Genomic DNA, 15804 nt, shown 5'->3' on the forward strand with positions numbered 1-15804 from the left:
GCTCAGCCCCGGAGGGTCTCGCGCAGCGCCTCGATCGGTCCGCGGACCTGGGCGAAGGACTCCTCGAAGACGTCCCCGGGCATCATGTACGGGTCCACCACATCGTCCTGCGCCGTGGGTGCCTGCGCCTGATCGCGCCGGTCCGCCACCAGCGCCACCAGGGCTGCAAGCTTCCCGGCCACGGTCTGCGAGGTCTCCAGGGCCCCGGCACGAGCCCCCGGGTCCAGGGAATCGAGGAGCCGGACAAACTCGCGCAGCGTGAACACCTTCTGCCGACTCTCGGGGACATCGGCGAGGATGTCGCGCACATGTTCTCGGGTGGCGGTGAGGACCAGATCGGCGCTGCGGACCAGGTCAGGCTCCAGCTGCTCGGCCTCGAAATCTTCGGTGTCGGCGCCATATTCCACGAGCCGATCCTTCATCTGCGCCTCCATGTCTTCTCCGACATGGGCGTGGGTGCCCGCGGAGCGCACGGTGATGCCGGGCTGCGAACCCAGCTCATGGGCGAGCAGCCGGTCCATGGCGGGGGAGCGGCAGATGTTGCCGGTGCAGACGGCGAGCAGGGCGTAAGTCTCAGTCATAGCTTCCATCTGACCACACTCCTCGACGCTGGGCGGATCTAGACTCTTGAGCGTGAAGCCAACCACGCCGGAGGTCTCCGGTCCGCAGCCCGCCGACTCATCGGGATCGGTGCTCCCTGTGCGCATTGGTGGAGCGCCGATCCCGATGAGTCGGCGGTTCCTGGGCTGGGAGCTCGCGATCGTGCTCGGGCTCTCGCTGGGCCGCTCCGCGGTCTACGCGGTGCTGCGGCTCATCGAACGGCTGAGCCTGGCGCCGCTGGCCGAGCAGAGCGCCACGGTGCAGTCCTCGCGATCCCGGGCGGAGTTCTTCGATCTCAGCTACCAGGTGCTGGACTCGCTGTTCGCGCTCTTCCCGGTGGTGCTGGTCTGCTATCTGTTCTTCCTGCAGGGGATGAACCCGTTCCGCCGCTTCGGGCTGGACCTGCGCCGTCCCGTGCGGGACCTCAGCCTCGGCGTCGGACTCTTTCTGATCATCGGGCTGGGCACGCTGGTGGTCTACGGGCTGGGCCGGGCGGCGGGGATCACCACCGAGATCATCCCGGCCGACGTCGGCGAGCACTGGTGGACCACCCCGGTGCTGATCCTGGCCGCGCTGCGGCATTCGCTGCTCGAAGAGGTGATCATGATCGCCTACCTCTTCGACCGCGCTCGCCGGATCTGGCCCCGGGCGAGCATCTGGCTGATCATCCTCGCCGCGGCGCTGCTGCGCGGGGCCTATCACCTCTACCAGGGCTTCGGCCCGGGCATCGGCAATCTGCTGATGGGCATCATCTTCGGCTGGATCTACCACCGCTACGGCCGGGTGATGCCGCTGGTGATCGCGCACCTGCTCCTCGATGTGGTCGCGTTCCTGGCCTTCCCGCTGGTGCTGCAGCTGTTCGCGCTCGCGTAGGCCGAACGCAGGTGGGGCCCTGACCGCGAACGGTCAGGGCCCCACCTGCGAGGGAAGAGTCAGATGCGATCAGTGATCGTCTTCCTCATCCTTCTTCTCGACCACGAGGGTCTCGGTGGTCAGCACCAGGGCCGCGATGGAGGCGGCGTTCTGCAGAGCAGAGCGCGTGACCTTCACCGGGTCGATGACGCCGTCGGCGATCAGATCGCCGTAGACACCGGTCTTTGCGTTGAAGCCGTGGTTCGGCTCCATCTCCGCAACCTTGGAGGCGACGACGAAGCCGTCCTCGCCGGCGTTCTGAGCGATCCAGCGCAGCGGCTGGACCAGCGCGCGGCGGACGATGCCCACAGCGGCTGCGGCATCTCCGGAGAGCGCCTGCACGTCTTCGTCCTCGTCCAGCACGGAGAGAGCGTTGATCAGCGCGGTGCCGCCGCCGGCCACGATGCCCTCTTCCAGAGCCGCACGGGTGGACGAGACGGCATCTTCGATGCGGTGCTTGCGCTCCTTGAGCTCCACCTCGGTGGCAGCGCCGACCTTGATGACGCCGATGCCGCCGGAGAGCTTCGCCAGACGCTCCTGGAGCTTCTCGCGATCCCACTCGGAGTCAGAGGCGTCGGCCTGGGCCTTGATGGTGGCCGCGCGAGCGTCCACATCTTCCTTGGACCCGGCGCCGTCGACGAGGGTGGTGGCGTCCTTGGTCACGGTCACCCGACGTGCGGTGCCCAGTGATTCCAGATCCACCTGATCGAGCTTCAGGCCCAGATCAGGAGAGATGACCTGTCCGCCGGTGAGCACGGCGATGTCCTCGAGCATGGCCTTGCGGCGGTCTCCGAAGCCGGGAGCCTTGACCGCGACCACGTTGAGCGTGCCGCGCAGCTTGTTGACCACCAGCGTGGAGAGGGCCTCACCCTCGACGTCCTCGGCGATGATGAACAGCGGGCGCTTGGCCTGCAGGACCTTCTCCAGCACGGGCAGGAACTCGGCCATGTTGGAGATCTTGCCCTGGTTGATCAGGATCAGCGGATCTTCGAGGATCGCTTCCTGGCGCTCAGGATCGGTGACGAAGTGCGGGGACAGGTAGCCCTTGTCGAACTGCATGCCCTCGGTGATCTCCAGCTCCGTGGAGGTCGAGGACCCCTCTTCGATGGTGATCACACCGTCGGTGCCCACGGCGTCGAATGCACGAGCCAGGAGTTCACCGACCTCGTCGTTCTGCGCGGAGATCGCGGCCACGTTGGCGACCTGCTGGCCCTCGACATCGCGTGCGTTCTCGCGCAGCCGGCGGGTCACGGCGGCGACCGAGATCTCGATGCCGCGCTTGATCTCGCTCGGTGCCGCACCGGCGGCCACGTTGCGCAGGCCTTCCTTGACCAGCGCCTGGGCCAGGACCGTTGCGGTGGTGGTGCCGTCGCCTGCGACGTCGTTGGTCTTGGTGGCGACTTCCTTGGCCAGCTGCACGCCAAGGTTCTCGTACGGGTCTTCGACCTCCACCTCGCGGGCGATGGTGACGCCGTCGTTGGTGATGGTCGGTGCGCCCCAGGACTTGTCCAGGACTACATTGCGGCCTTTCGGGCCGAGCGTGACCTTGACCGTGTCTGCAAGCTTATCGATGCCGGCTTCCAGAGCGCGGCGTGCAGCATCACTGAATTCAAGCTGCTTTGCCATGGGTTAGTGCTCCTTTGAGAGTGTGAGAATCGGATCGTGATCAGGTCTGTGAAGAACCTTCAGCGGTCCGTTCTTACTTCTCGATGATGGCCAGGACGTCGCGAGCGTTGAGCACGAGGTACTCCTCGCCGCTGACCTTGACCTCGGTGCCGCCGAACTTGGAGTAGATGACGACGTCGCCCTCGGAGACGTCAACCGGGATGCGCTTGCCCTTTTCGTCGAAGCGACCTGGGCCCACCGCGATGACCTTGCCCTCCTGGGGCTTCTCCTTGGCGGTGTCGGGGATGACCAGCCCGGAAGCGGTGGTCTGCTCTGCTTCCAGGGGGCGAACAACGATGCGATCCTCGAGAGGCTTGATAGAGACTGACACGTCAGTACTCTCCTTTGCGTGGTGTGGATTCGGTTTATCAGCACAGACCCGTGCAGAGCCTCCCCGGTGCTTCCGGGGTGCTCGACGAGCCGAAATCTGTCGCACGCCTTGGGAGTGGCCAACCGTCGTCGCGGTGCCGGATGGTGCCCCGTCAGGCTGATCTCCGCGGGTTGACGACCCACGGACAAGCTGGCACCCGAGGGTCTCGAGTGCTAGACGAAACTTTATAGACGGGCTTAGCACTCGGTCAAGCAGAGTGCTAAGCCTTTGGCTCCGGGCGGACGTGGACGACACGTAGACTTGGGCCCGAGCCACCCGCTTTTGACCCCGAGAGGCACCACCGTGACTGAAACTCATCAGCAGCCGAGCGCGGCCGGAGGCCCGGAGCATGATCCCTTCGGCTTCGTCGGACTGACCTACGACGACGTCCTGCTGCTCCCCGGCGCGACCGACGTCATCCCCTCAGAAGCAGATACCGCGACCCGGTTCTCCCGCAACATCATGCTGCAGTCCCCGGTGGCCTCCGCCGCGATGGACACCGTCACCGAGGCGCCCATGGCCATCGCCATGGCACGCCAGGGCGGCATCGGCATCCTGCACCGCAACCTCTCCATCGACGATCAGGCCCGGCAGGTGGACAAGGTCAAGCGCTCCGAGTCCGGCATGATCAGCGATCCGGTGACGATCACTCCGGACGCGACCATCGCGGATCTCGATGAGCTCTGCGCGCACTACAGGGTCTCCGGCCTTCCCGTCGTGGACAGCGAGTCCAAGCTGCTGGGCATCATCACCAACCGCGACACCCGGTTCATCCCGCGCGAGCAGTACCTGACCACCAAGGTCTACGAGAAGATGACCCCGCAGCCGCTGATCACCGCCCATGTCGGGATCCCCAACGAGGAGGTGCTGCGGATCTTCTCCGAGCACCGGGTGGAGAAGCTGCCGCTGGTCGATGATCAGGGCGTGCTGCAGGGATTGATCACGATCAAGGACTTCGACAAGGCCGACCGCTACCCGCAGGCCACCAAGGACTCCGAGGGCCGGCTGCGCGTCGGCGCGGCCGTGGGCTTCTTCGGTGAGGGCTTCGAGCGCGCCATGACCCTGATCGACGCCGGGGTCGACGCCCTGGTGGTGGACACCGCCAACGGCCACACCCGCGGCGTGCTGGACATGGTCGCCCGGCTCAAGGCCGAACCGGCCGCGGCCGGGGTCGATGTGATCGGCGGTCAGGCGGCCACCCGCGAGGGAGCACAGGCGATCGTCGACGCCGGGGCCGACGCGGTCAAGGTCGGCGTCGGACCGGGCTCCATCTGCACCACCCGCATCGTCGCCGGCGTCGGGGTTCCCCAGGTCACGGCCATCTACGAATCATCCAAGGCGACCATCCCGGCAGGGGTGCCGCTCATCGCCGACGGCGGGCTGCAGCACTCCGGCGACATCGGCAAGGCCATGGTCGCCGGGGCCGACTCGGTGATGCTCGGCTCGCTGCTGGCAGGCTCCGCCGAGTCCCCCGGAGACCTGGTGTTCTACAACGGCAAGCAGTTCAAGGCCTACCGCGGCATGGGATCCATGGGCGCGATGCAGACCCGCGGGAAGAACACCTCCTTCTCCAAGGACCGCTACTTCCAGGCCGATGTCCCTACCGATGAGAAGCTCATCCCGGAGGGCATCGAGGGGCAGGTGCCCTACCGCGGCCCGCTCGAGGTGGTGTTCCACCAGCTCACCGGCGGTCTGCGCCAGACCATGTTCTACGTGGGAGCGCACACCATCGAGCAGCTCAAGTACAAGGGCAAGTTCGTGCGGATCACCTCCGCCGGACTCAAGGAATCGCACCCGCATGACATCATGATGACGGTGGAAGCGCCGAACTACCGGCGCTAGTAAAGGAGCAGCTTTGAGCAACGAGATCCCCATCGGCCTGGCCAAGAACGGCCGTCGGGCCTGGGCTCTGGACGATGTCGCCATCGTCCCGAATCGACGCACCCGCAGCCCCGCGGATGTGAGTCTGGACTGGCGCATCGACGCCTACTCCTTCTCCATGCCCGTGGTCGGCGCCCCGATGGACTCGGTGATGTCCCCGGCCACCGCCATCGAGCTCGGCCGGCAGGGCGGTCTCGGGGTCCTCAACCTGGAGGGCCTCTGGACCCGCTACGAGAACCCGGAGCCGGTGCTTGCGGAGATCGCGGCGCTGGGCGCCGAGGAGGTCTCCGCGCAGAACACCCGCCGGCTGCAGCAGCTCTATGCCGAGCCGATCAAGGCCGAGCTGATCACCGCACGGCTGGCCGAGATCCGGGAGGCCGGCGTCGTCGTCTCCGGCTCGCTGACTCCCCAGCGCACCCAGGAGTTCTACAGCACCGTCATCGAGGCCGGGGTGGACATGTTCGTCATCCGCGGCACCACCGTCTCGGCCGAGCACGTGGCGCAGAACGGTGACCCGCTGAACCTCAAGGAGTTCATCTACGAGCTCGACGTCCCGGTCATCGTCGGGGGCGCCGCGGGGTACACGCCTGCGCTGCACCTGATGCGCACCGGCGCAGCCGGTGTGCTGGTGGGCTTCGGCGGGGGCGCCGCCACCACCACCCGCCGCGCCATGGGCATCCGGGTGCCGATGGCCACCGCGATCAGCGACGTCGCCGCGGCCCGCCGGGACTACCTGGATGAGTCCGGGGGGCGCTACGTCCACGTCATCGCCGACGGCGGCATGGGCTCCTCCGGAGACCTGGTCAAGGCCCTCGCAATGGGCGCCGACGCCGTGATGCTCGGCACCACCCTCGCCCGCGCCGAAGAGGCGCCGGGGCAGGGCTGGCACTGGGGACTCGAGGCGGTGCACCAGGACTTCCCGCGCGGCCACCGCACCCGGGTCGGGACCGTGGCGCCGCTGCAGGAGGTGCTCTGGGGGCCCGCGCATCACACCGACGGCTCCTCAAACCTGATGGGCGGCCTGCGCCACGCGATGGCCTCCACCGGCTACGTGGACCTGAAGTCCTTCCAACGCGTGGACGCGATCGTCTCCCCGATGGGCCAGCAGACCCGCTGAGCCTGTCTCTCGGCAAAAGAATCGTAGGGCTGTGGTGATGTCGTAGGGCTTGAGCTCTACGACATCCCACAGCCCTACGATTTTTTCACGTCGGGGGCGGGTCGGCTCAGCAGCTGCCGGACTCCTCCCAGGGGCCGTAGCGGCCTCCGGGCTCCTGGTTCCGGGTGTGCCACTTCGCGGTGTAACTGACCCCGTCGTGGACGATGGTCTCGCCGCCGTCGAACTGTGAGCTCGGCGCCCACTGCGCCCACGTCTCACCGGAGCAGTCCGTAGGCGCACCGACCTGGGACCAGGCGCTCCACGGGGAGGCCCCGGGCTCCTGGTTCTGCGTGTACCAGAGCGCCCGGTAGACGCCGCCCTCATGGCTCACGGTGTCACCGTTGGTGTAGACCGCGCCGGAGCTCCAGGCTGCGTGCTCCGGAGTCTCCTCCTCGTCCCCGCCACCGGGAGCCTCGGAACCTGAGAGGATCAGGTCAGCGAGGATCGGATCGTGGTCTGAGGAGCGCCACTGGTCCGGGGAGTAGAGCAGAGTGCCCACGGAGTTGTAGCGGCTGTACTCCAGTGCCAGCGGTTCCACGGAGTTGATGTTCCAGATCTCGGTCTGCACGACATCGGCCGCGGCGGCCTCCGAGGCGAAGAGGTGATCCAGGGATCCCACCGCACCGTCGAACATGTAGCTGTACCCACCGGTCTGGGCCGAGAGGTTTGCGTAGCCGGCCTCGGCGATGACCTGCAGCGGGTCCTCCATCTCGTAGGAGTTGAAGTCGCCCATCAGGAAGGTCTTCCCGGTCGCGGCCTCCTCCTCGAGCGCGTCGGCGAAGGCCACCAGCGCCTGCGCCTGCCGGACCCGGTCCCCGTTGAAGGAGCCCTGCCCGGTGGTGTCGGCGTTGTCGCCGCTGCCGCTGCCACCCTTGGACTTGAAGTGGTTGACGATCGCGAGGAACCTCTCCTGGCTGTCCTCGGCTCCGCCTCCGAGGGCGGTGAACTCCTGGGCCAGCGGCTCCCGTGCGTTGGAGAAGATCTCCTCGAGGTCCAATCCGGCGAAGGCCTCCTGATCAAGGTCCTCGATCCCGTCCTCGAAGAGGATCCGTGAATCTCCCTCGGGCGCCACGCGATCGGTGCGGTAGATGAACCCGTTGCGGATCACATCCTCGTCAGCGGGCACCTCCTCGGGGGATTCGACGTAGTCCCAGGTCCCCGCGGTGCCCTCGGCGCTGTTGAGCGCCTCGACCAGAGCGGCCAGAGCACGGTCACGGTCACCGTCTTCCACGAAGTAGCGGCTGTTCTCGATCTCCTGGAGGGCGACGACGTCGGCATCGAGCCCGTTGATGGCGGTCACGATCTTGTCCTCCTGACGCTCGAAGCTGGCCTGGCTGTAGGCTCCGCGGGCGTCGCAGAAGTCATTCGTGGTCGGGTTGCCATCGATATCGGTGTAGAACGCGCATCCGGGCTCATCCTCGCCCAGCGAGATGAAGTAGTTGAGCACGTTGAACCCGGCGATGCGCAGATCGCCCGCGCGCTCGGCGGGGGACTCGTTGCCCTCGCGGGTGTTCTCGAACTGCGCCGGCTGGATCTGCTCGGCCGTCTCGGGGGTGAGCTTGCCCAGCGGCTGGAGCCGCCATTCCTCGAACCGGTAGTCCATGATCACATCGGTCTGCCAGAGCACCTCGGCGCCGATCCGGATCGGATCCTCGATGCTCAGATAGGGCAGCGGCTTGTCCCGATCATCGCTCCAGCCCTGCCAAGAGGTCGACGCCGCGTCGTCCAGATAGATCACCCGCTCGGCGTTCTGCGCCGCCAGCGCCTCGGCCTCAGCGCCCGGGCGGAAGGCTGAGGTGGGATTGATCAGCGGCTCCTCGCCCAGGACGATGCCGATCTCGCCGTACTGGTTCAGCGTGTAGTGGTCGGTGACCGTGTAGCTGCCCTGCGGGTCCAGCAGCATGCCCAGCAGCGATTCGCGCTGCCGGGCATCCTCCGGAACCTCGAGAGAGGCCGGCTTGACCGCTTCGAAGGGTTCGTCCTCGATCAGCGCCAGCTCGTGGTGCGGGGTCTGGGTGGATCCCGGGTACAGCGCGATCTGTGGATTCTCGAAGTAGACGGTGGCGTCCCCGGTGATCTCCACGAAGTCCCCGATCTGCACGAGTTCCTGGGAGATCGCGGCGGGGGAGTAGACGAAGATCGCGTCCGAGGTCTCATGGCTGCTCAGATCAACATCGCCGCCGGAGCCTGCCGTCTGCAGGTAGAAGCCGTTGAAGCTCTGCTCGGCGGGGTAGACCGCGGTCACCACGCCCCGGGTGGTCACCGGGCGGTCCTCGCCATCGGAGTCCAGCGCGGCGTTGATCTCGGCGATCTCCAGCTCGCTGGGCTCGGTCGGAGTCGCCGGGTCAGTCGGCTCCGGGTCTGCTGGGTCTGTCGGCTCGGGTTCAGCCGGGTCCGGGTCAGCCGGGTCCGTCGCGCCGAGGGTCTCGCCGGCGGCGTTGGTCGGGGAGGGCTCGCCGCGGGTGAAGTCCGCGGAGTTGTCATCGGTGTCCACACCCTCGGTCCGGCCGATCGAGGTGGTGTTCGTCGCGGCGGTGGCCGGTGCCGTCTCGAACGTGTTGGTCGTGCCGAAGCCCAGCAGGTCCGCCACCTGGTCATGCTCCAGCACTGAATCCAGCGGCAGCTCCTCCAGCGTCTCGGATGTGGTGGCCAGGATGAACGTGCCTCCCGCCGCAGCGCCGATGGCCACCCCGGTCTGGGCATCCGGGGTGGGCAGGGCTGCGCCGTCGCCGTTGTTCCCGCCGCCCTGGATCAGATAGTGCCCCCCGGGTTCGATCTCGCCGTCGAGCTCGACGGTGGAGCTCGGGGCGCCCGTGGACGTCCGGGCGCGGTACTGCAGCGACCACTCGCTGAGGTCCACGGCGGTCTCACAGGTGTTCAGCAGCTCCACGAACCGGTGGGAGAGGGCGGCGGATCCGCTCCCACCGTTCGGGAAGGCCTCATTGATCACGACGCAGTCGGTCCCCGCAGGACTGCCCTCCTCGGGGGCAGCGGAGTCGGTGGAGCCGAAGGCGGGGGCGGGGGCCAGCAGGGCCGCGCTGAGCCCCAGGGCGGCGAGTGCCCGCGGCAGCGGACGTCCTCGCCCGGGTGGGGCGCTCTGGTGGGGGATGCTCATCAAGGTGGAGTCTTCTTCCATTCGAGGTGATCGTCTCGTGCGCTCACCGATGGTCACGTCAGTGTTGTCACCGTGGACCAGGCTGCCGCGCAGAGCGCGCCGCAGACCCAGCCCACCATCGAATCCAAGCAGGGTCATGTGAACGGCGTGCTACAGATGAGGAAACCCGGCACCCCATGTGACCTGCGAGGATGACGGCGCAGCATGGGTCGGGAGGACGATGATGGTGCGCCACGTATACCCCCGGGGGTATAGTGGGGATATCGTTCAACCGAGCAGAGGAGCCACCATGTGTCGAGCCGTGACCTGCAAGACCTGTCACAAGACCACCTGGGCCGGATGCGGCCAGCATGTCGATCAGGTGATGCGCGGGGTCAGTCCCGCCCAGCGCTGCCCAGGCCATGAGTCCACGCGCCCCGACGGATTCTTCAGCAGGCTCTTCAGCCGCTGAGGGTCGCCTGGGCGCTGGCCCTCAGGTCAGCCAGGCAGCGGTCACTGCTCTGGCCAGTCCGAGGCTTCCATGATCACCTGAGATGTTTGGGACTCGGCGTCCCGGGCGATCTCCGCGCAGTCCTCGCCCTCGGGGCAGGCGTAGGACCAGGAGACCAGGCCTCGCGCGGCCGCACCGAGATCCGAGGGGTAGGACCCCGGAACGTACTCGGGGAGGCCCGCGGTCTGATTGCGGATCCAGTAGCTGTAATCGGCCATCAGCGGCAGAGCCTCGGCGAAGAGTTCGTGGCACCGGGGTTCGGCGGCCACGCAGTCGGCCTGGAGGTACTCGCGGTGCCACGCTTCGAGGTCGTCCAGGTGGAGATCCCTGGCCTGGGCCAACCAGGCATCGCCGGGCACCTCGGCCGCTGAATCTTCTCCGGGCCCCGGCGTCGCCGTGGCTGTGGCCTGGGCGGCCGGCTGCTCGCTGGGCGCCGCCGACTCCTCGGAGCCCCCGGCGCAGCTGACCAGGCCCAGGATCGCGAGGAAGCCGATCCCGGCAGCAACTGGTTTGTGCATGACCCCTCCAGGGGTGAGTGATGTGTGTCGGCGGATGCCGCAGGGCGCGCGTGCCAACGTTACCCCGGGTCCCAGATGCACAGTGCCGCCGGACACGAAGAAGCCCGCCGGTCTGGTGTCCAGACTGACGGGCTTCACTCGGCGGAGGATGGGGGATTTGAACCCCCGAGGGCGTGAACCCAACACGCGTTCCAAGCGTGCGCCATAGGCCGCTAGGCGAATCCTCCTGGCTGCTTCCGCTGGCCTGCCTGATCGGCACGGCCCTCGAGAGCAGACTTCATACTAGCGGAGAACCGACGCATAATGCACATCGGGCCCCCGTAGGATGGATCACTGCCGCGATCTGACCTGAGGAAAGGGGACATCGATGCCCGCTGGACGCTATGCACCCAGCCCCTCGGGGGAGCTGCATCTGGGCAACCTGCGCACCGGGATGCTCGCCTGGCTCTTCGCCCGCTCCACGGGGCGGGCCTTCCTGCTGCGCTTCGAAGACCTCGACACCGCCCGCACCGTCCCCGGGTCGGCGGAACAGCAGCTCCAGGACCTCCACGCCATGGGACTGACCTTCGACGTGCAGGACGGCGCCGAGATGATCTGGCAGTCCGAGCGGACGGATCGCTATGCCGCAGCCATCGCGCAGCTGGAGCAAGCGGGTCTGACCTATGAGTGCTTCTGCTCGCGCCGCGAGATCCGGGAGGCCGCGCGGGCCCCGCATGGGCCGACCAGCGCCTACCCGGGGACCTGTCGCGATCTAGACGCAGCACAGCGGGCACGACGGCGAGTGCAGCGCCCCGCGGCGGTGCGGCTGCGCACTCCGCGCACCGAGACCGGGGCGGCGCAACGATTCGCCGTCGAAGACGTGCTGCTGGGCAGGCTCACCACCGAGGTCGACGACTTCGTGATCCAGCGCAACGACGGCGCCGCCGCCTACAACCTCGCCGTGGTGGTCGATGATCAGCTCACCGGTGTGGACCAGGTGGTGCGCGGCGACGATCTGGCCTCCTCGACACCGAGCCAGGCCTATCTGCGCGGACTGCTCTACGGCACGGAGGCGGCCGCGAAGGTCCAGTACGCGCATGTCCCGCTGGTGCTCAACATCGAGGGTGAGCGCCTGGCGAAGCGGGACGGTGCCGTGACCCGGGCAGCCCTGGAGGAGCAGGGGATCGAGGCCGAGGCCCTGCGGGACCTGCTGCTGGTCTCGCTGGGTCTCCCGGCCGGCCCGCTGGGCCAGGCGCTGGCGTCCTTCGACCCCCAGGCGCTGCCCAGCGAGCCCTGGGTGTTTCAGCCGCCGGGCGGCTGAGCCGCACCGGGCCTCAGCGCCCGGCGCAGCGCGTGGCTGCACTCAGGGGCTCAGGGGCGCAACAGGATCTTGCCCTTGCGGCCCGGGACGAAGTTCGCCTTCGCCGCCTCCCGCACTTGATCGAAGGGATAGGTCGCCTCGGCGGTCAGCGAAAGCGTGCCGTCCGCGACCCGGGTGAGCAGCTCGGTGAACAGCTCGCCGCGGCGCTTGGGCGCCAGATCACTCATCACCCGGGAGCCCCAGAAGCCCTTGATCGTGACGTTCTTGAAGATGACCGCGCCGGAGTTCAGCGCCATCGTGCCACCTGCCATGGCTCCGAAGATGACCAGCGTGGCCTCCTCACCGAGCTGGGAGAGCACGTGATTGCTGGCGTCTCCACCCACGGAGTCGATGCCCGCGACGATCTTGGCTCCGCCGGTGATCTCGGCGACCCGGTCCTGCCAGCCCGCCGACTCGGTGGAGACGACCCCGGTGATGCCCTGGGCGCTGAGCTCCTCGACGCCGGCGTCGCGGCGCACCAGGCCGAGCACATTGATGCCCCGGGTCGGGGCGAGCTGGGCGAGCATCCGGCCGACGGCGCCGTTGGCGGCGTTCTGGATGATCCAATCACCCTCGTTTAGGTCCAACCAGTCCAGCAGCGCGATGGTGGAGAAGGGCATCGCGACCAGCTGGGCGGCGACCTCGTCGGCGGCGTCTTCATCCACCGGAATCAGGCCCGCGGCCGGGGCGGTGAAGTACTCGGCCCAGGCGCCGAAGGTGCCGCCGACAGCCACCCGCTGCCCCACTGCAAGGCTCTCCACGCCCTCACCGAGGGCATCGATGACACCGACCGCCTCGGACCCGGTGCGGGCCGGCAGCTCCGGCTTGAAGCCGTAGGACCCGCGGATGGTCCACAGGTCGTGGTTGTGGATCGGGGAGAGCAGGGTCCGCACCCGCACCTCTCCGGCGCCGGGATCCGGGGTGGGGACCTCCTCGCGTCGAGGCGTCCCATGGCTCGCCGAAGGTCTTCTGGGTGACTGCGCGCATGATGTTCTGCCTTCCGTTGGGTGCTGCTGCATGATGCTGGTGACGCCGATGCTGCTGAGGCCTCACGCGTGGAGCAACGGCTTTGCGCTGCGGGCTATTCCGTTCGCAGCCCCGCCCGGCGGCCTGGTCAGGATCGGATGTGACGGCTCGCACGTAGACTGATCGCACCGTAGACCGTTGGCCGCCCAGTCGAACCACCCGCATCGCTGGAGCCCGCCAAGACCAGAAGGCGAGACCCATGCCCGAAGAAGAACTGTCCGAAACCGCCCAGGATGCGTCCCTGGAGAACTACACCATCGGTGACTACCTGCTGGACCGGTTGGCCGAACTCGGCCTGACCGAGCTGTTCGGGGTCCCCGGAGACTTCAACCTCCATTTCCTGGACCATGTGGTCGCCCACCGCGGCATCCGCTGGGTCGGTTCCGCCAATGAGCTCAACGCCGGCTACAGCGCCGACGGCTACGCCCGGATCCGCGGCATCGGCGCCTTCCTGACCACCTACGGCGTCGGGGAGCTCTCGGCGATCAACGCCGTGGCCGGCTCCTACGCCGAGTCCGTGCCGGTGGTCCAGATCGTCGGCGCTCCGCCCAAGGAGACCCAGGCCTCGGGTCGCAAGATCCACCACTCGTTGGGCGACGGCGACTTCAAGCACTTCCTGCGCATGGCCGAAGAGGTCACCTGCGCGCACGCGGACCTCGATGCCCCCACCGCCACCTGGGAGATCGACCGGGTCCTGCGCGATGTGGTCTTCCGCCGACGCCCCGGATATCTGATGCTGGCCGCCGACGTCGCCGAGGTCGCCGCCTACCCGCCCTCGGAGCCGCTGACCACCGACCTGCCGGTGACCACCCCGCGCGCCGTCGCCGCCTTCGAAGCCGCGGTGCGCCGCTTCCTGCCCGGGCGGCGCACTGCGGTGCTCGCCGATCTGCTGGTCCACCGACTCGGCGCCACCGAGGAGCTGGCCTCCTTCCTCACCGAGTCCGAGCTCCCCTTCGCCACCCTGGCCTGGGGCAAGACCCTGGTCGATGAGTCGGACCCGAACTTCGTGGGCATCTACGCCGGAGCCGCGTCGCAGGATCGGGTGCGCGAGGTCATCGAGGGTGCCGATGCGCTGATCACCCTCGGGGTGGAATACACCGACAACACCACCGCCGGGTTCTCGATGGATCTCGATCCCGCCCGGATGATCGACGTCTCCCGCTTCGGCGCCCGGGTCGGTGACGAGGTGTTCACCCCGATCTCGCTGCAGGACGCGCTCGCGGTCCTGCATCGGGTCACCACCGAGCTCGACGACGTCGTCCCCATGCCCGCTGCTGAGGCTCCGGCGCCGGAGACCCCACGGGAGCCCTCCGAGGGTCCGCTGACCCAGGACGGCCTCTGGTCGGTGCTGGCCTCGCAGCTGGAGTCGGCCAACATCGTCGCGGCCGACCAGGGAACCAGCTACTTCGGGATGGCCTCCCACCGCTTCCCGGCGAAGTCCACGTTCATCGGGCAGCCCATGTGGGGCTCGATCGGCTACACCCTGCCCGCGATCATCGGTGCCGGGCTCGCCGACCCCAGCCGCCGACCGGTGCTGCTCATCGGTGACGGCTCCGCACAGCTGACCATCCAGGAGATGGGCGTGATGATCCGGGAGAAGCTGCCCGTGGTCGTGGTGCTGGTCAACAACGACGGATACACCGTGGAACGGGCCATCCACGGCCCCGACGAGATCTACAACGACATCGCGCCGTGGCGCTGGGAGCTGGTGCCCCGCCTCTTCGGCGCCGAGGAGGCGGACTACCTCTACCGCCGGGTCACCACCGAGAAGGAGCTGCTTGCGGCCTGCAAGGACACCATGAGCAACCGCGAGAAGCTGGTCTTCATCGAGGCGATCACCGACCGCGATGACATCCCGCAGCTGCTCCAGGATGTGGCCAACGCGCTCAAGCGCTGAGCTCCATTGGCCTTCTCGACCGCGGCCGAGATACGATGACTCCTGGCCCCACGTGCGGTGCCATCCTGCTGAACTCCCCCAGGACCGGAAGGTAGCAAGGGTAAGCGGGCTCTGGCAGGTGCACGTGGGGCTCTTAATGTCTCCAGCCGTTTTTTGCCTGGCCGGTTTCTCGACAGGATCAGCCCCTGGACGGAGGACCCGCCGCCGCTGAGTTCCTAGTCTCTTGGTATGACATCATCTCCAAGCTCCCCCTCCACAGCTGTCCAGGCGCCTTCTCGAGCCCCCGCGTGGCTGGGCAACCGGTGGGTCCAAGGTGCTGCCGTGGGGCTCCTGACCCTGGTGCCGGCGCGCAGGTATCCGGAATGGCTGCGTCAGGCCGCCATGTGGGTCCCAGCCACAGGTGCCACCGCGGTGCTGGTGACTCCTCGAGTCTGGGAGGCGATGGCAGAGGCTGGAGCGAGACTGCCCGAGGAAGCGGAGCAGGAACACGAGCGGGAACAGGGCGAGCCGGAGCCGGTTGCGGAGGAGCAGCCACGTGAAGGACACAAGCCGCCGCCGACCGTTCGGCGCAAGGTGGCGCTGTGGAGCATCGGGGTTGCCGCCGGAGCTTCGGTCTACGGGTACATGCGATTCTCGCTGTGGGCTGATGGCGCCATAGAGGACAAGCTGCGTGAGCTCGGCGTCGCGCGGCCACGGATGGTGATGGCCGTGCTGGGTGGTCTGGTCGCAGGAGCCACCGGGGGCACCCCGGAGCAGCCGAGGCCACGCGTCGGCATCGCAGAGGGTGAGCCTCGGCTCGCCGCATCCGTCTGATGAATCTTCCACACCCGGCAAG

General features: G+C 67.8%; 12 protein-coding genes, 1 tRNA gene and 1 other RNA gene. 7 read left to right on the top strand and 7 right to left on the bottom strand.

Annotation, left to right across the window (positions count from 1 at the left end; all coding sequences use genetic code 11):
* Positions 1–2: 2 nt before the first annotated feature.
* Entirely contained in the window at positions 3–581 is a 579-nt protein-coding gene (locus BG28_RS01290; RefSeq protein ID WP_036473310.1) for a hypothetical protein, read from the bottom strand.
* 52 nt (positions 582–633) lie between these two features.
* On the opposite strand from BG28_RS01290, the gene BG28_RS01295 reads away from it, so the two are divergent.
* Positions 634–1473, top strand: coding sequence for a CPBP family intramembrane glutamic endopeptidase (locus tag BG28_RS01295; protein ID WP_235180907.1), 840 nt, complete (start codon positions 634–636; stop codon positions 1471–1473).
* 69 nt (positions 1474–1542) lie between these two features.
* Here the strand turns inward: BG28_RS01295 and groL are convergent, their stop codons facing one another.
* Both groL and groES read right to left on the bottom strand, forming a co-directional pair.
* Positions 1543–3138, bottom strand: a complete 1596-nt coding sequence (groL, locus tag BG28_RS01300) for a chaperonin GroEL (RefSeq protein WP_036473311.1) — start codon at positions 3136–3138, stop codon at positions 1543–1545.
* Positions 3139–3211: 73 nt separating this feature from the next.
* Complete coding sequence (groES, locus tag BG28_RS01305; protein ID WP_036473312.1) at positions 3212–3508, bottom strand: co-chaperone GroES; 297 nt, start codon at positions 3506–3508, stop codon at positions 3212–3214.
* 342 nt (positions 3509–3850) lie between these two features.
* On the opposite strand from groES, the gene guaB reads away from it, so the two are divergent.
* A complete protein-coding gene (gene guaB, locus BG28_RS01310; protein ID WP_051500808.1) occupies positions 3851–5389 on the top strand; it encodes an IMP dehydrogenase in 1539 nt (512 codons plus the stop codon).
* 13 nt (positions 5390–5402) lie between these two features.
* Positions 5403–6545: a GuaB3 family IMP dehydrogenase-related protein gene (locus tag BG28_RS01315; protein ID WP_036473313.1), complete on the top strand. Its 1143-nt coding sequence runs from the start codon at positions 5403–5405 to the stop codon at positions 6543–6545.
* A 106-nt stretch (positions 6546–6651) separates the two neighbouring features.
* Here the strand turns inward: BG28_RS01315 and BG28_RS01320 are convergent, their stop codons facing one another.
* From BG28_RS01320 to BG28_RS01330, 3 genes are all read right to left on the bottom strand, one after another.
* The gene (locus tag BG28_RS01320) at positions 6652–9837 is read right to left on the bottom strand and encodes an ExeM/NucH family extracellular endonuclease (protein ID WP_084479299.1); all 3186 of its coding nucleotides are present in this window, start codon (positions 9835–9837) and stop codon (positions 6652–6654) included.
* A 354-nt stretch (positions 9838–10191) separates the two neighbouring features.
* Positions 10192–10707 (bottom strand): hypothetical protein, encoded by a 516-nt coding sequence (locus BG28_RS01325; RefSeq protein ID WP_036473314.1) that lies wholly within the window; start codon positions 10705–10707, stop codon positions 10192–10194.
* A 142-nt stretch (positions 10708–10849) separates the two neighbouring features.
* Positions 10850–10934 (bottom strand) — tRNA-Ser (locus BG28_RS01330).
* Between the two features lie 140 nt (positions 10935–11074).
* Here BG28_RS01330 and gluQRS point away from each other — a divergent pair.
* On the top strand, positions 11075–12007 hold the full coding sequence (gene gluQRS / locus BG28_RS01335) for a tRNA glutamyl-Q(34) synthetase GluQRS (RefSeq protein ID WP_036473315.1): 933 nt from the start codon (positions 11075–11077) through the stop codon (positions 12005–12007).
* A gap of 50 nt (positions 12008–12057) precedes the next feature.
* Here the strand turns inward: gluQRS and BG28_RS01340 are convergent, their stop codons facing one another.
* Entirely contained in the window at positions 12058–13065 is a 1008-nt protein-coding gene (locus tag BG28_RS01340; protein ID WP_369797167.1) for a zinc-binding dehydrogenase, read from the bottom strand.
* A 206-nt stretch (positions 13066–13271) separates the two neighbouring features.
* On the opposite strand from BG28_RS01340, the gene BG28_RS01345 reads away from it, so the two are divergent.
* The 3 genes from BG28_RS01345 to BG28_RS01350 all read left to right on the top strand — a co-directional run bounded on the left by BG28_RS01345 (position 13272) and on the right by BG28_RS01350 (position 15782).
* Positions 13272–14969 carry an alpha-keto acid decarboxylase family protein gene (locus BG28_RS01345; protein WP_051500790.1) on the top strand — a complete coding sequence of 566 codons (1698 nt, stop codon included), beginning with the start codon at positions 13272–13274 and terminating at the stop codon, positions 14967–14969.
* A gap of 41 nt (positions 14970–15010) precedes the next feature.
* An RNA gene (ffs, locus tag BG28_RS14700) (signal recognition particle sRNA small type) lies at positions 15011–15107 on the top strand.
* Between the two features lie 183 nt (positions 15108–15290).
* Positions 15291–15782 (top strand): hypothetical protein, encoded by a 492-nt coding sequence (locus tag BG28_RS01350; protein WP_036473316.1) that lies wholly within the window; start codon positions 15291–15293, stop codon positions 15780–15782.
* Positions 15783–15804: the final 22 nt, after the last annotated feature.

The organism is Nesterenkonia sp. AN1 (assembly GCF_000582475.1).
Classification (GTDB): Bacteria; Actinomycetota; Actinomycetes; order Actinomycetales; family Micrococcaceae; genus Nesterenkonia; species Nesterenkonia aurantiaca.

Excerpts from the sequence above, each read along its gene's own strand:
- BG28_RS01290 (WP_036473310.1), bottom strand. The coding sequence starts at position 581 with ATGACTGAGACTTACGCCCTGCTCGCCGTCTGCACCGGCAACATCTGC.
- groL (WP_036473311.1), bottom strand. The coding sequence starts at position 3,138 with ATGGCAAAGCAGCTTGAATTCAGTGATGCTGCACGCCGCGCTCTGGAA.
- BG28_RS01320 (WP_084479299.1), bottom strand. The coding sequence starts at position 9,837 with ATGACCCTGCTTGGATTCGATGGTGGGCTGGGTCTGCGGCGCGCTCTG.
- BG28_RS01325 (WP_036473314.1), bottom strand. The coding sequence starts at position 10,707 with ATGCACAAACCAGTTGCTGCCGGGATCGGCTTCCTCGCGATCCTGGGC.
- gluQRS (WP_036473315.1), top strand. The coding sequence starts at position 11,075 with ATGCCCGCTGGACGCTATGCACCCAGCCCCTCGGGGGAGCTGCATCTG.
- BG28_RS01340 (WP_369797167.1), bottom strand. The coding sequence starts at position 13,065 with ATGCAGCAGCACCCAACGGAAGGCAGAACATCATGCGCGCAGTCACCC.
- BG28_RS01345 (WP_051500790.1), top strand. The coding sequence starts at position 13,272 with ATGCCCGAAGAAGAACTGTCCGAAACCGCCCAGGATGCGTCCCTGGAG.